14 protein-coding genes are annotated in these 14,559 nt (G+C 68.6%); 5 read left to right on the top strand and 9 right to left on the bottom strand.

All coding sequences use genetic code 11. From position 1 onward, the window contains the following. Window positions 1-39: 39 nt before the first annotated feature. The 3 genes from SBI80_RS23530 to SBI80_RS23520 form a co-directional block, all read right to left on the bottom strand. Window positions 40-1,035, bottom strand: a complete 996-nt coding sequence (locus SBI80_RS23530) for an NAD(P)H-dependent flavin oxidoreductase (RefSeq protein WP_318977260.1) — start codon at window positions 1,033-1,035, stop codon at window positions 40-42. Between the two features lie 13 nt (window positions 1,036-1,048). Then, a complete protein-coding gene (locus SBI80_RS23525; protein WP_318977259.1) occupies window positions 1,049-1,801 on the bottom strand; it encodes a 3-hydroxyacyl-CoA dehydrogenase in 753 nt (250 codons plus the stop codon). 65 nt (window positions 1,802-1,866) lie between these two features. Next, entirely contained in the window at window positions 1,867-2,955 is a 1,089-nt protein-coding gene (locus SBI80_RS23520) for a CaiB/BaiF CoA transferase family protein (protein WP_318977258.1), read from the bottom strand. 111 nt (window positions 2,956-3,066) lie between these two features. On the opposite strand from SBI80_RS23520, the gene SBI80_RS23515 reads away from it, so the two are divergent. After that, window positions 3,067-3,876, top strand: coding sequence for an enoyl-CoA hydratase (locus SBI80_RS23515; RefSeq protein ID WP_318977257.1), 810 nt, complete (start codon window positions 3,067-3,069; stop codon window positions 3,874-3,876). An 82-nt stretch (window positions 3,877-3,958) separates the two neighbouring features. Further along, the gene (tet(V), locus tag SBI80_RS23510) at window positions 3,959-5,209 is read left to right on the top strand and encodes a tetracycline efflux MFS transporter Tet(V) (protein ID WP_318977391.1); all 1,251 of its coding nucleotides are present in this window, start codon (window positions 3,959-3,961) and stop codon (window positions 5,207-5,209) included. 4 nt (window positions 5,210-5,213) lie between these two features. Here tet(V) and SBI80_RS23505 read toward each other — a convergent pair whose 3' ends face one another. From SBI80_RS23505 to SBI80_RS23495, 3 genes are read right to left on the bottom strand one after another with little or no spacing between them, the layout of a single operon-like run. Further along, window positions 5,214-5,912, bottom strand: a complete 699-nt coding sequence (locus tag SBI80_RS23505) for a CPBP family intramembrane glutamic endopeptidase (protein ID WP_413232794.1) — start codon at window positions 5,910-5,912, stop codon at window positions 5,214-5,216. Next, a complete protein-coding gene (locus SBI80_RS23500) occupies window positions 5,909-7,045 on the bottom strand; it encodes an NAD(P)H-binding protein (protein WP_413232793.1) in 1,137 nt (378 codons plus the stop codon). Before SBI80_RS23500 ends, SBI80_RS23505 begins: the two co-directional genes overlap by 4 nt. A 48-nt stretch (window positions 7,046-7,093) precedes the next feature. Beyond that, window positions 7,094-8,071: a GlxA family transcriptional regulator gene (locus SBI80_RS23495; protein WP_318977255.1), complete on the bottom strand. Its 978-nt coding sequence runs from the start codon at window positions 8,069-8,071 to the stop codon at window positions 7,094-7,096. A gap of 39 nt (window positions 8,072-8,110) precedes the next feature. Between SBI80_RS23495 and SBI80_RS23490 the strand changes: the two genes are divergently transcribed. After that, window positions 8,111-9,430 (top strand): MFS transporter, encoded by a 1,320-nt coding sequence (locus SBI80_RS23490; protein ID WP_413232792.1) that lies wholly within the window; start codon window positions 8,111-8,113, stop codon window positions 9,428-9,430. Window positions 9,431-9,550: 120 nt separating this feature from the next. Further along, entirely contained in the window at window positions 9,551-10,279 is a 729-nt protein-coding gene (locus SBI80_RS23485) for a fasciclin domain-containing protein (protein ID WP_318977253.1), read from the top strand. Between the two features lie 82 nt (window positions 10,280-10,361). On the opposite strand, the gene SBI80_RS23480 is transcribed toward SBI80_RS23485, so the two are convergent. The 3 genes from SBI80_RS23480 to SBI80_RS23470 are packed head-to-tail and all read right to left on the bottom strand — an operon-like array spanning window position 10,362 to window position 13,457. Next, window positions 10,362-11,504 (bottom strand): acyl-CoA dehydrogenase family protein, encoded by a 1,143-nt coding sequence (locus SBI80_RS23480; protein ID WP_318977252.1) that lies wholly within the window; start codon window positions 11,502-11,504, stop codon window positions 10,362-10,364. Between the two features lie 10 nt (window positions 11,505-11,514). Then, complete coding sequence (locus SBI80_RS23475; protein ID WP_413232800.1) at window positions 11,515-12,306, bottom strand: crotonase/enoyl-CoA hydratase family protein; 792 nt, start codon at window positions 12,304-12,306, stop codon at window positions 11,515-11,517. A gap of 5 nt (window positions 12,307-12,311) precedes the next feature. Next, entirely contained in the window at window positions 12,312-13,457 is a 1,146-nt protein-coding gene (locus SBI80_RS23470; RefSeq protein WP_318977250.1) for a thiolase family protein, read from the bottom strand. 208 nt (window positions 13,458-13,665) lie between these two features. Here SBI80_RS23470 and SBI80_RS23465 point away from each other — a divergent pair, with 208 nt between their 5' ends. Then, window positions 13,666-14,463 (top strand): FadR/GntR family transcriptional regulator, encoded by a 798-nt coding sequence (locus tag SBI80_RS23465; RefSeq protein WP_413232791.1) that lies wholly within the window; start codon window positions 13,666-13,668, stop codon window positions 14,461-14,463. Window positions 14,464-14,559: the final 96 nt, after the last annotated feature.

Below are 14,559 nucleotides of genomic sequence, written 5' to 3'. Positions count from 1 at the left end.
CGGAATCACGACCCCCAGTGCAATCTCGACGAGCGGCGACTATGCGCTGACCCCCGCCGTGGCCGTCACCATGGCGCCGAGGCGTCCGGTGATGAGCTCCTCGGCGTCGGCCACGATCCGTGAGATCAGCTCCGCACAGGTGGGAATGTCGTCGATCAGTCCCATCACGGTGCCGACGGTCCAGATGCCGGCATCGAGGTCACCGTCGTCGAACACCTTGCGCCCGCGCACCCCGGCCACCAGGTCCTTGACGTCACCGAAGTCGCCACCGCCCTCGAGGATCTCCACCACTTCCCGCGACACCGCGTTGCTCGCGACCCGGGCGGTGTTGTGCAGGCTGCGGAAGATCAGCTCGGTTCCGCGTTCGTCACCGGCGACGATGGCATCCTTGACGTTCTGATGGATGCATGACTCCACGGTGCACATGAAGCGCGTGCCCATGTTGACGCCGTCGGCCCCCAGCGCCAGCGCCGCGACCAGACCGCGCGCATCCCCGAAGCCGCCGGAGGCGATCATCGGGATGTCGATCTGCTTGGCCGCCGCCGGGATCAGCACCAGCCCGGGCACGTCGTCCTCGCCCGGGTGTCCTGCGCACTCGAACCCGTCGATGCTGATGCCGTCCACACCCAGGCCTTGCGCCTTGACGGCGTGGCGCACCGAGGTGCACTTGTGCAGCACCTTGATGCCGTGGTCGTGGAACATGGGCAGGTGCGGCGCCGGGTTGGAGCCCGCGGTCTCGACGACCTTGACGCCGGAGTCGACGATCACCTGGCGGTATTCGTCGTACGGCGGCGGGTTGATCGACGGCAGGATGGTCAGGTTCACCCCGAACGGCTTGTCGGTCAGATCCCTGGTCTTGGCGATCTCGTTGGCCAGGTCCGCCGGAGTCGGCTGGGTCAGGGCGGTGATGAAGCCGAGCCCGCCCGCATTGGCCACCGCCGCCACCAGTTCGGCGCGGCCGACCCACTGCATCCCGCCCTGGGCGATCGGTGCCTCGACACCGAAGACCTCGGTGAACTTCGTCGTGATTCCCATGTCGGATCCCCCCTTATCGCGGAGCCATGCGGATGGCGCCGTCCAGGCGGATCACCTCGCCGTTGAGCATCGGGTTCTCCACGATGTGCTGCGCCAGCGCGCCGTACTCGTCGGGATCGCCAAGGCGCGCCGGGTGGGGCACCTGCTGGCCGAGGGACTGCTGCGCCGCCTCGGGCAGCGAGCCGAGCAACGGGGTCTTGAACAACCCCGGCGCGATGGTGCAGACGCGAATCAGGTTGCGGGACAGATCGCGGGCGATCGGCAGCGTCATGCCGACCACTCCCCCCTTGGACGCCGAGTAGGCGGCCTGGCCGATCTGGCCGTCGAAGGCCGCCACCGATGCGGTGTTGACGATGACGCCGCGCTCTTCACCGATCGGCTCGGTCTTGGCGATCCGCTCCGCCGCCAGCCGCAGCACGTTGAACGTGCCGATCAGGTTGACCTCGACGACCTTGCGGAACCCGTCCAGCGGGAAGGGGCCCTCCTTGCCGAGGGTCTTGATCGCGTTGCCGATGCCCGCGCAGTTGACGTTGATGCGCACGGGGCCCATCGACTCGGCGACGTCGAGGGCTTCGGTCACGGCGTCCTCGTCGGTGACGTTGGCCTCGGCGAACCTCACCCGATCACCCAGCTTGGCCAGTTCCTCACCCTCGCGCAGGTCGATCACGACCACGCTGGCTCCGGCGTCCAGCAACCGCTTGGTGGTGGCCAGGCCCAAGCCCGACGCGCCTCCGGTGACGACTGCCACGGCGTCCTTGATCTGCACTGATCGTTTCCTTCCCGACGGTCCGGGACCCGCGCCCCGGTGTTCGACCTACTGGTTGGTTGGGACTATACCCAGTCGCGCAGGACGGCTTCGGTGTCGGCGCCCTTCTCCCCGGGCGGCGTCGGCGTGGGCGGGACGCTGCGCGAGAACCGCGGCGCCGGCCTCGGCTGCAGGTGGCCGGCGTCCCGATAGAAGGTGGCGCGCTCGGTGATGTGGGGTTCGGTCTCGACCTCACCGAAGCCGAGGACGGGGGTGACGCACGCGTCGGTGCCTTCGAAGACCTTGGCCCAGTGATCGCGGTCACGAGCGGCGAAGGCCTCGGTGAATGCCGCGCGCAGCTCGGGCCAGCGGGCGATGTCGTTCTGCGCGGGCAGGTCCGCGGCGTCCAGGCCAAGTCCCTGCAGCAGCAGCGCGTAGAACTGTGGCTCGATGGAGCCGACCGCGACGTAACGACCGTCGGAGGTCTCGTAGGTGTCGTAGTAGGGGGCACCGGTGTCGAGGAGATTGGTCCCGCGTTCGTCGCTCCACATGCCGTTGGCGCGGAAGCTCCACATCATCTGCGCGAGCACGCTGGCGCCGTCGACCATGGCGGCGTCGACCACCTGGCCCTTGCCCGAGGTCTGACGCTCCCACAGCGCCGCCAGGATGCCGACGATCAGGAACATCGATCCACCGCCGAAGTCACCGACCAGGTTCAACGGCGGCACGGGGCGTTCACCCTTGCGGCCGACGGCGTTCAGCACACCGGTGAGCGAGATGTAGTTGATGTCGTGCCCGGCCTGCAGCGCCCGCGGACCGTCCTGGCCCCAGCCGGTCATGCGGCCGTAGACCAGGCGTTCGTTGACCTTGGCGCAGTCGTCGGGCCCAAGACCCAGACGTTCGGTGACACCGGGCCGGTAGCCCTCGATGAGCACGTCGGCCTTGGCGACCAAGCGCAGCACCAACTCTCGACCCTCGTCACTCTTGAGGTCCGCGGCCACCGACCGGCGGTTGCGCAGCGTCGCGTCCCTGGAGCCCTGCGGAACACCGGGCTTGCCGGGTCGTTCGATGCGCACGACGTCAGCGCCCAGATCACCGAGGATCATGGCGGCATGCGGCCCGGGACCGATGCCTGCCAACTCGACGACTCTCAATCCTTGCAGTGGTCCCGCCATCTCGAATGCCCTCCACCAGTAGACCTAGGTTGACCGCCGACAAAGCTTACTTGTATAACCAAGTCGATCCGCTGCGGGCCTCCGAGCTCGCCATACTCGAGGCGAGGCACCGTGACCACTACACAGCCCTACATCGGCATCGACGACCTCTTGGTGTCGCTGGACGACGGCGTGCTGTCGCTGACGCTCAACCGGCCCGACAGCCTGAACTCGCTGACTGCCGCCATGCTCGGCACCATCGCCGATCTGGTCGAGCGTGCGGCCACCGATCCCGCGGTGCGGGTACTCCGTCTCGGCGGCGCGGGCCGCGGGTTCAGCTCGGGCGCGGGCATCGGCGCCGACGATGCCGCAAACACCAACGCCAGCAACGAGTTCGACGACACGCTGGCGGCTGCGAACCGGGCCGTGCGGGCCATCGTCGCGCTTCCGAAGCCGGCCGTGTCGGTCGTACACGGCCCCGCCGCTGGAGTTGGAGTATCGCTCGCGATCGCCGCCGACGTGATCCTGGCCTCGGAGAAGTCGTACTTCTTGCTGGCCTTCACCAAGATCGGCCTCATGCCCGACGGCGGAGCCTCGGCGTTGGTGGCCGCGTCGATCGGACGCACCAGGGCGATGCGGATGGCTCTGCTGGCCGAACGCCTCTCTGCCGCAGAGGCGTTGACCGCAGGCCTGGTGAGCGCGGTGCATCCGGCCGAGGACCTCCAGGCGCAGGCGGATGCGGTGATCGAGACCCTCAAGTCCGGCCCTGCGATCGCGTTGCGCAGGACCAAGGCCGCAATCAACGCAGCCACGCTCACCGAGCTCGAGGCCGCACTAGAGCGCGAGACCGAAGGCCAGTTGGCACTGTTGTCGTCGCAAGACTTCCGTGAGGGCGTCCGGGCCTTCCAGCAGCGGCGCGCCGCGGCCTTCACCGACGACTGACACCGAAAATCGTTCGACTCGGCCCGGGTTGGTCCGCCACCATCGCAGGGTGAGCCAGCAATTCGACGTCGAGCGACCGGTGATGCCCACCGGCGGCTGGCGCGTGCTCGCTCCGTTCGGATCTCGCGAGTACCGCCTGCTGATCGGCGCACTGTCGGTCAGCATCTTCGCCGAGGGCATGTGGGCCGTAGTGATGGCGCTGCAGGTCATCGCGCTCGACGACGATCCGGCATCGCTGTCGCTGGTGGCGACCTGCCTCGGCGCCGGTCTGGTGGCCTTCGTCCTGGTCGGTGGCATCACCGCCGACCGCATCGACCAGCGAGCCATCATCATCGCCGTCGAAACGGTGAACGTCATCGTCGTCACCACCGTCGCGGTATTGAGTTCGATTGGCGTGCTTCGTATCTGGCATCTGGCGATGGCCGCTGCACTGCTCGGCATCGCGGCGGCGTTCTTCTTTCCCGCCTACAGCGCGATGCTGCCGCGCATCCTGCCCGCCGAGCACCTGCTCGCCGCCAACGGCGTCGAGGGCGTGGTCCGTCCGGTGTTCCAGCGGGCGGTCGGCCCGGCGGTGGCGGGCGTGCTCGTGGGCTTGACCTTCCCCGCCCTCGGCGCGGTCGTCGTGGCGGTACTGTTCGCGATCGGTCTGGCGCTGCTGGTGTCGACCCGGCCGGCCAGCACGGTCGCCCCTCGCGAGCATCACGAACGTCCGCACGTGCTGCGCGACATGCGCGACGGATTCCGCTTCATGGTGCGCACGCCGTGGCTGCTCGCGACGTTGCTGTTCGCGAGCATCTTCGTGCTGGTGGTGCTCGGGCCCATCGAGGTGCTCCTGCCGTTCGTGGCGAAGGATCGATTCGCCGACGGCGCACGGATGTACGGCTTCATCCTGGCGGCGTTCGGCGTCGGCAGCGCCATCGGCGCCCTTTCGGTCTCGTCGGTCCAGCTGCCCCGCCGCTACCTCACGGTGATGATGACGATGTGGGGTGCGGGTTCGCTTCCCCTGGCCGTCGTGGGCGCGACGTCGTCGTTCCCGGCGATGGCCGCGGCGACGTTCGTCGTCGGCCTCACCGACGGTGCGGGCAGCGTGATTTGGGGGACCCTGCTGCAGCGCCGGGTACCGCGGCAGATGCTGGGCCGGGTGTCGAGCCTCGACTTCTTCGTCTCGCTGGCGTTCATGCCGGTGTCGTTCGCGATCGCGGGTCCTCTGTCGAAGGTGGTCTCGATGCAGACGATCTTCGCCGCGGCCGGCATCGTGCCGGTGATCCTGGCCGCCGTCGCGGTGATCGCGGCACGGATGCCTCGCGACGAGATCGCGAACCCGCTGCGCTGAGCAGCTAGACGCCGAAGATGGGTGGCAGCGCGAGCACCATCACCAGACCCCAGAAGAAGTGGGTCAGCATCGGCGCCAGGACTCCGCCGGTGATCCGGCGTTCGTAGGCGCACACCGCCCCGAGGATCACGCCGGCGAATCCCAGCATCGGGTTGCCCGCCGCCGACACCGCCAAGGCATAGACGATCGTCGAGATGATCTCTGGGTGGAACCGGCCGAGCGCGGAATACAGTGCGCCGCGGAAGAACATCTCCTCGGCGACGCCGTTGATCACGGTGATGAGCACGACCAGCCACAGCGCGCCGTAGTCGGCATATTCGAGGACCTGGACGATGTAGTCGCGCACGGGCGGAATCTCGCGACAGACCAGTCCGCCCACGATGAACACCACACCCAGCAGCACGCCGATCGCCGCCCCGGTGATGACCGGGCGGCGATCGCGGCCGCGGAACGTCACGGACCCGAGGTGAAGCGGGCCGGACAGTCGCGCACCGACTGCCCACACCGCGGCCAGCGCCAGTGTCAGGACATAGAACAGCCGGTCCCCCGGCGTGCTGCGCAGGGAGACACCCAGCAACGTGGCACCGACGACGAGCACGACCACCACCACGACGCGCCGCCGGCGCACCATGGTGCGGGATTCGTCGTGGTGGACGGGCGGGTTGCCGACGATCGCCCCGATCTCGCCGAGCAAGCCGGTCACGACAGACCCTTGGGGGCCAGTCCGATCAGGGTGTCCAGACCGGTGCGCCACCAACCCGCCAGCGGCCCGGGGACGGCGCCAAGCAGGCCCAGCGCCGGGTGGGTGTGCGCCGGTGTGACCATCGCGGCGAGCTTGCGCAGCCGCAACACGTCACCTCCGGCCCACTGCGGGTCGGTGTCGGCGAGGTGGTGTGGGTCCGACAACTGGTCGACCGGAAGCTGCCGTCGGCCGGACAGGGAGAGCTGGATCGCGTCGTCGATGCCGACCAAGCCACCGGGCGGGTCGGGCACCAGGTCGCGTAGCCCGGCACCGGAGGCCGTCATCGGGTGGTCGAGGGACTCGACGAGGTCCGAGGTGAGGCCGCTGGGCACCGGGACGAACAGCGCGGCCACCCGCGACACCAGCGCCATGTCGACATCGGGCGCCGGTACGCCGCTGCGCCACTTCCCGGACAGCCGCGTGTAGCTCAGCAGCAGATCGCCGTAGGTCGTGGTCTCCGGGCCGCGGATGTCGTACTGACCGGGCGGCACGCGGTCCGCGTCGGCCACGGCGACGAGGTAGTGCAGCACGTCGGCGATCGAGATCGGGTCCAGCGGATTGTGGGCCCACGGCGGCATCGGGATCAGCAGGAAGCGGTCGCCCACGTAGCGCAGCAGTTCGAACGAGGTCGAGCCGGCGCCGATGATGATCGCCGCGCCCAGCCACACGACGTCAGGTCCGTCGTCGATCGTCAATGCCTCGGCCACTTCGGCACGGCTGGCCAGGTGCTCGGACAGTTCGCCGTCGTCGGGCACGAATCCGCCGAGGTAGACGATCCGCTTGACGCCGGCCTCCTTTGCCGCGCGCGCCACGTTGGCGGCGGCGGTGTTGTCGGCGTCGCGGAAGCCGGGCTGCCCGATGCCGTGCACCAGGTAGTAGATGACGTCGACGGGTCCGGCGACCGAGAGCGCGCTGGTCACCGATCCGGGGTCGGCGGCGTCGAGCATCACTGGGGTGACGTCGTCGATCCAGCCGAAGTCGCCGAGCCGCTCCGGGTCACGGCTGGCCACGGTGACCTGGTGGCCCGCGTGCAGCAGGGCGGTGACGAGGCGTGACCCGACGTAGCCGGTTGCCCCGGTGACCAGCATGCGCATGTGATTCACCGTAGGGACGTACCCACGCCGACGCCATTCGATAGCGGTTCAGCCACCCTGATAGACCCTGCGGTAGCTCGTCGGCGACATTCCGACGCCGCGCCGCAGGTGGTGGCGCAGATTGGCGGCGGAACCGAGCCCCGTGAGCCGCGCCACTTCGTCGACCGGGACGTCGCGCGACTCGAGCAATTCGCGGGCGTGATCGATGCGCCGGCTGCGGATCCACGTCCCCGGTGCCTGGCCGGTCTCCTCGCGGAAGCGACGATTGAACGTCCGTGGGCTCATGTGGGCGTGCCGCGCCAGCCGCTCCACGGTCAACTCCTCGGCGAGGTGGGCCATGGCCCAGGCCCGGGTCGCCGCGGTCGACGCGTCGTCCGGCACGGGCAGGTGGCGGTCGATGAACTGAGCCTGGCCGCCCTCTCGCCACGGCGGCACCACGCAGTACTTCGCGACGGCATTGGCCACCCGGGCACCGTGATCGGAGCGGATGACGTGCAGGCACAGGTCGATTCCTGCGGCCAGGCCGGCCGAGGTGAGCACGTCCCCGTCGTCGACGAACAGCACGTTCTCGTCGACCTCGACCTTCGGGTGGAGGCGGCGCAACTCCTCGGCGAACTTCCAGTGCGTCGTCGCGCGACGTCCGTCGAGTAGGCCCGCGGCGGCCAGCACGAACGCTCCGGTGCAGATCGACACGATCCGGGTGCCGGGGCGGATTCCGTCCAGGGCGGCCAGCACCGGAGGCGTCAACACGCCGTCGCGGCGCGCCGGCTCGAAGCGAGTACCGGGAACGACGACCGTGTCGGCGCTCGCCAACGCCTCGGGGCCGGCAGCGGCCAGTATCGCGAAACCGTTGGTCGTCGGCACCGGCCGATCATCGAGGCTGCAGGCCACGACGTCGTAGAGCGGGTCGCCCCCGTCGTCGACGGCGGTGCCGAACAGCATCGGGGCGATGGAGGCATCGAAGCCGACGACGGGCGGCAGCAGCAGCACCGCGACGCGATGCGGTTGGCGGGGGCGGCTGACCATGTCGCCATCTTGGCACGTTCTTGACGAGTAGTGGCATTCATGCCACTGGCATGGGCGCCCGGTGACCCGCACAGTGTCCTGGTGACCGAACTCCGGGACCGCGACCAGACCGCGCGTCGTCCCCGCATCCACTGGGCCTGGGTGGTCGCCGCCACCAGCTTCGTCGCGATCCTCGGCGCCGCGGGATTCCGCTCGGTGCCCGGCGTGATGATGATGCCGCTGCACGACGAGTTCGGCTGGTCGCATGGCACGGTCGGGCTGGCCATGTCGGTGAACATGACGCTGTACGGGCTGACGGCGCCGTTCGCCGCGGCGCTGATGGACCGCTTCGGCGTCCGTCCGGTAGTGACCACGGCGCTGGTCCTGATCGCCGCGGGCGCCGCGCTGTCGGTGACGATGACGGCCAGCTGGCAGCTGGTGCTGCTGTGGGGTGTGCTGGTCGGCGTCGGCACGGGTGCCATCTCGATGGGCTTCGTCGCGACGATCGCGACCCGCTGGTTCGAGGAACGCCGCGGCGTCGTCACCGGCGTCCTGACGGCGGCCAGCGCGACAGGGCAGTTGATCTTCCTGCCGGTCGTCGCCCACGTGACCACCGACCACGGCTGGCGGTGGGCATCCGCGGTCGTCGCGGCCGCCGCGCTCAGCGTGGTCCCGCTGGTCCTGGTGTTCATGCGCAACTACCCGCAGGACAGAGGCATCCAGGCCTACGGGGCCGACGGGGACGCCGCACCGGCTGCGATGCCGGCAGGCAGCTTTCGGTCCGCTCTCGACGGGCTGCGGCTGGGCCTGCGGGTGCCCGCGTTCTGGCTGTTGGCCGGTAGCTTCGCGATCTGCGGGATGACCACCAACGGCCTCATCGGGACGCACTTCATCCCCGCTGCCAACGACCACGGCATGCCGACGACCGTGGCCGCCGGGCTGCTCGCCACCATCGGCATCCTCGACGTCGCCGGGACGGTGTTCTCCGGGTGGCTGACCGACCGGGTGGATCCGCGCCTGCTGCTGGTCGTCTACTACACGGGCCGCGGGATCTCCCTGCTGCTCCTGCCGTCGCTGTTGTCTCCGCACGCCGAACCCGGCACCTGGGTGTTCATCGTGTTCTATGGCTTGGACTGGGTGGCGACCGTGCCGCCGACCATCGTGCTCTGCCGCCGCTACTTCGGTGCCCGCACGCCGGTGGTCTTCGGCTGGGTGTTCGCCTCGCATCAGGTGGGTGCCGCGGTGGCCGCCGCCGGCGCGGGCTGGTTGCGCGACCTGCGGGGCGATTACGACGTGGCGTTCTATCTGGCTGCCGGGCTCTGTGCGCTCGCGGCGATCCTCTGTCTCAACGTGCGAAAACCGCAGGTCGTCGCGGCTTGAGCGACGCCATGACCGATCCGCGACTTTGCCGATTCGTGATCAGAGCAATTACGCTTCCCCGGTGCCGCCGCGAGAGTCGGGCTCAGGAGCGGCGCGACGAAGCAAATTTGAGGAGCCGAAGTGAAGACTCGCACCAGTCGAGCCCTGGGACTTTCCGCCGCCATCGCCGCAATCGGCGTCTCGGTGCCGTTGGCGATCACCGCGCAGGCGGATCCGCCGGCGCCGACGACGACCGCCGAGGTCAAGCCGCCACCGGACCCGCAGGGCAACTGCGATCCCGTGCGCAGCGAGCTGGCCACCACCGGCACCACGCTGACCACCCTGGACACACTGCCCGTCGGTCAGGCGCTGGCCAAGATTCCGTCGCTGAGCACGTTCACGGCCGCGATCAACGGCGGCCTCAACCCCGCCGTCAACATCGTTCCGGTGCTCGAGAACGGCCCGTACGTCATCTTCGCGCCGAACAACGACGCCTTCGCCAAGCTCGATCCCGCGCAGCTCGAAACGCTGAAGACCGATCCGGCCGCGCTGAGCAAGGTCGACTACTACCACGTGTTCCTCGGCCTGCTCGGCCCCGGCGACGTGGCGGGACAGCGGCCCACGCAGCAGGGCAACGAGATCAAGGTCACCGGCAAGGACGGCGACATCAAGGTCAACGACACCGCCAAGGTCATCTGCGGTGGCATCCAGGCCAGCAACGCCCGGATCTACATCGTCGACACCGTGCTGAACCCGGATGCCCCGCCGGAGCCGATCACCCCGACGACGTCCTTCAGCAACACCGGCAGTCCGGCCACCACCAGCGCCACGAAGACCGCGACGCCCGCGGCCGACGCTCCGATCGGCTGATCCCGGCACCGCCAACGAATTCGGCGCGCCATTCCGCGATAACCGCGGAGTGGCGCGCCGAACTCGTTCTCGGGCAGAATTATTAGAGTCCCAGGTCGCGACCGATGATCTCCTTCATGATCTCGGTGGTACCACCGAAGATCGTCTGGATGCGGACGTCGACGTAGTCGCGTGCGACCTTGTACTCGTTCATGTAGCCGTAGCCGCCGTGCAGCTGCACGCAAGCGTCCACGACCCGCTTGTTGAGCTCGGTGCACCACCACTTCGCCTTGGACGCCTGCACTGCGGTCAGCTCGCCGTCGACGGCGGCGCGCAGGCACCGGTCGATGTACTGCTCGCCGATCTCGAGCTCGGTGTCCAGCTCGGCCATGACGAACCGGTTGTGCTGGAAGCTGCCGATCGACTGACCAAATGCCTTGCGGTCCTTGACGTATTGCAGCGTGTCGGCGAAGGTCGCGCGGGCGCCGGCGATGGCGGCAATCCCGATCGAGAGCCGTTCCGACGGCAGGTTGGTCATCAGGTGGTAGAAGCCCTTGCCCTCCTCGCCGAGCAGATTGGCACCGGGCACCCGGACGTCCTCGAAATTCAGCTCCGCGGTGTCCGCGTAGTGCAGGCCCATCTTGTCGAGCTTGCGGCCGCGGGTGAACCCCTCCATGCCCCGCTCGACCACCAGCAGCGAGAAGCCCTTGTGCCCGGCGTCGGGATTGGTGCGGGCCACCACGACCACCAGGTCGGAGTTGATGCCGGCCGAGATGAACGTCTTGGCACCGTTGAGGATCCAATCGTCACCGTCGCGGACCGCGGAGGTCTTGATGCCCGCGAGGTCACTGCCCGCACCGGGTTCGGTCATCGCCACCGCGCCGATCAGCTCACCCGTGACGTAGCCGGGCAGCCACCGCGCCTGCTGCTCGGCGTTGGCCAGGTTGACGAAGTACGGCCCGACGATGTCGTTCTGCAGGCTCAACCCCGGCGTGGGGCCGCCATAGCGGGCGAACTCCTCGACGATCACCGCGTTGAAGCGGAAGTCGTCGACACCGCCGCCGCCGAACTCCTCCGGCAGGTTGAACCCGATCAAACCGTACTTGCCTGCGGCGACATAGGATTCGCGGTCGACGAGGCGCTCGCTCTCCCACTTCTCGGCGTACGGTGCGCATTCCTTCTCGAGGAACTGCCGGGCCGTTGCCCGCAGCTGCTCGTGTTCTTCCTCGAAGACGAGTCTCTTCACGTGCGCTCTCCTACTTGGCTTTCCAGACCGGTTGACGCTTCTCGGCGAAGGCCAGCGGCCCCTCCTTGGCGTCCTGCGAGCGCAGCACGGCGCCCATCTCCCGCATCGTCCTGGCCCAGCCCGCTTCGTCACCGGTGACGACGCCGTCGTCGATGCCGGCCGCCACGCGCTTGCTGGCCCACACCGCCAGCGGGGCATTGACGGTGATGCGTTCGGCCAGCGCCAGGGCCGCGTCCACGACCGTGCCGTCGGGCACCACCTGGTTGATCAGGCCCCACTTCAGCGCATCCGCAGCGGACATGGGCTCACCGGTGAAGATCATCTCCATGGCGACCTTGCGCGGCAGGTGGTCGACGATCCGGAACACGCCACCGGCCGCCGCGATCAGGCCGCGCTTGACCTCGGGAAGGCCGAACTTGGTGCGTTCCTCGGCGACGACGAGGTCACTCGTCAGCGCCAGCTCGGTTCCACCGCCCAGCGCCGTGCCGTTGACCGCCGCGATGGTCGGTTTGTCGATGACGTGCTGCACGTAGCCGGCGAACCCCCACTCTCCATGTTCGGGGTGATAGAGGTTCTCCCGTCGCGAGATGGCCTTGAGATCGGCTCCCGCACAGAAGGATTGACCAGCGCCAGTGATGACCACCGCGCGGATCTCGGGGTCGTGCTGCGCCTCGTGCAGGGCGTTCCCGACGCCGATGCTGACGGCCGCGTTGACGGCGTTGCGGGCCTCGGGCCGGTTCAGCGTGATGAGCAGGACGTTGCCCCGCCGCTCGGTCAGAGCGGCGGGGGCATCCGCCGACACCTCGGTCACAGCAGTTCGAGGATGGTGGCGTTGGCCTGGCCGCCGCCCTCGCACATGGTCTGCATGCCGTATTGAATACCCTTGTCCCGCATGTGATACAGCATCGTGGTCATGATGCGGGCCCCGGAACCGCCCAGCGGATGACCGAGGGCGATGGCACCGCCGTTGGGGTTGAGCCGCTTCTCGTCGGCGCCGATGTCCTTGAGCCAGGCCAGCGGAACCGGCGCGAACGCCTCGTTCACCTCGAACACGCCGATCTCGTCGAGAGAGAGCCCCGAGCGCTTGAGCGCCTTCTGGGTGGCGGGAATCGGCGCAGTCAGCATGATGACCGGGTCGGCGCCGGCCAGCACCGCGGTGTGCACCTTCGCCAGCGGCTTGAGCCCAAGGGACTTCGCCTTCTCCGCCGACATGAACAGCAGCGCGGCCGAGCCGTCGGAGATCTGCGAGGCGTTGCCCGCGTGGATGACCCCGTCCTCCTTGAAGGCGGGCTTGATGGTGGCCATCTTCTCGATGGTGCCGCCACGCCGGATGCCCTCGTCCTGGAGCACGGCGTTGCCGTCGGCGTCCTTGATGGCCACGATCTGGTCTTCGAACGCACCGGAATCCTGTGCGGCGGCCGCCTTTTCGTGCGATCCGAGCGAGTACTGGTCCAGCGCGGTGCGATCGAAGCCCCACCGTTCGGCGATCATCTCGGCGCCGACGCCCTGGTTGGGGGTCTGGGTGTAGCGGGCACGGAAGGCGTCGGGGTAGGGGTGCCCGCCGTTTGCCAGCGAGGATCCCATCGGAGTGCGTGACATCGACTCGACGCCACCGGCGACGACGACGTCATAGTGGCCGGCCACCACGCCTGCGGCGGCGAAGTGCACGGACTGCTGGCTCGACCCGCACTGACGGTCCACGGTCACACCGGGCACGCTCTCGGGCCAGCCCGCGGCCAGCACGGCGGTGCGCGCGATGTCGAGGGCCTGCTCGCCGGCCTGCATGACGCAACCCCAGATGACGTCGTCGACGAGGGCCGGATCGACCCCGGCACGCTCCACCAGACCGTTGAGCACCTGGGCGGACAGCTCGCCGGGGTGCACCCCGGACAACCCGCCGTTGCGCTTGCCGACGGGCGAGCGAACCGCCTCGACGATGACGGCTTCAGCCATGTACTTCTCCTTCGAAGTGAGGGCCTACGGGTGCGACGACCCGAGTGCGACCCACGTGTTGGTCGTTCTCGAACGTAGAACAGAAGGTTTACTAGGTCAACCTACTGGTTGGTAGAGCAATTAGGGCCTTCCGAGGCGCGCTGACGACGACATGGTTTACTGAGTTGAACAACCGGTAAGGGCCGGTGACCTCGACCTGGGAGACGCGTTGGCCAGCCACACGCCGTTGGAGCCCATGATGGGACCCGATGCGGTCGCTCCGCGTGGTGGCACGACGATCCGCTCTCCCAAGACTGCCGAGCTGGTGGCTGGGACCCTACGACGGATGGTCGTCGACGGCCAGCTGACGGAGGGCGACTTCCTGCCCAACGAGGCCGAGCTGATGGCGCACTTCGGCGTCAGCCGGCCCACGCTGCGCGAGGCGGTGCGCGTCCTGGAGTCCGAACGGCTGGTCGAGGTGCGGCGCGGATCACGCACCGGGGCCCGCGTCCGCGTGCCCGGTCCCGAGATCGTCGCGCGTCCCGCCGGCCTGCTGCTGGAACTGTCCGGCGCGACGATCGCCGACGTCATGGTGGCGCGGTCTGGGATCGAGCCGCTGGCCGTGCGACTGCTCGCCGAGACGGCGTCCGCCAAGGACCTCGACGAACTGGACGCCATGCTCGCCGAGGACATCCCGGCCGGCTGGCAGTCGGGCCGGATGGCCGAGGTCACCGGGGAGTTCCACCGCCGGATGGTGGAGCTGTCGGGCAACGCCACACTGACGATCATCGCCGGCATGCTGCACGAGATCACCGTGCAGCACACCGCGTTCGCCATCAAGGAACACCACGAGGTGTCCAAGTCCGAGTACGACAAACTGACCCGCTCCTACCGACGGCTGATGACGCTGCTGCGCGCCGGCGACGGCGCCGGTGCGGAAGCACACTGGCGCAAGCACCTCGACGTCGCACGTCACCTCTTGCTGCAGGGTCTGGAGGACGTCAAGGTTCGCGACGTCATGCGCTAGTTGTAATGGCCAGGCAGGTTGTGAACGGCGTGGCGTGAGGAAATAGGTGAGGACCTCCGGTATCGGTGTGGTTACCACACGCACATCGATAACCGA

Origin of the sequence: Mycolicibacterium sichuanense (assembly GCF_033741125.1) — a bacterium.
Taxonomy (GTDB): Bacteria; Actinomycetota; Actinomycetes; order Mycobacteriales; family Mycobacteriaceae; genus Mycobacterium.
The sequence above is the reverse complement of the archived record's forward strand: the minus strand, read 5'-3'. Positions and strand labels throughout refer to the sequence as shown.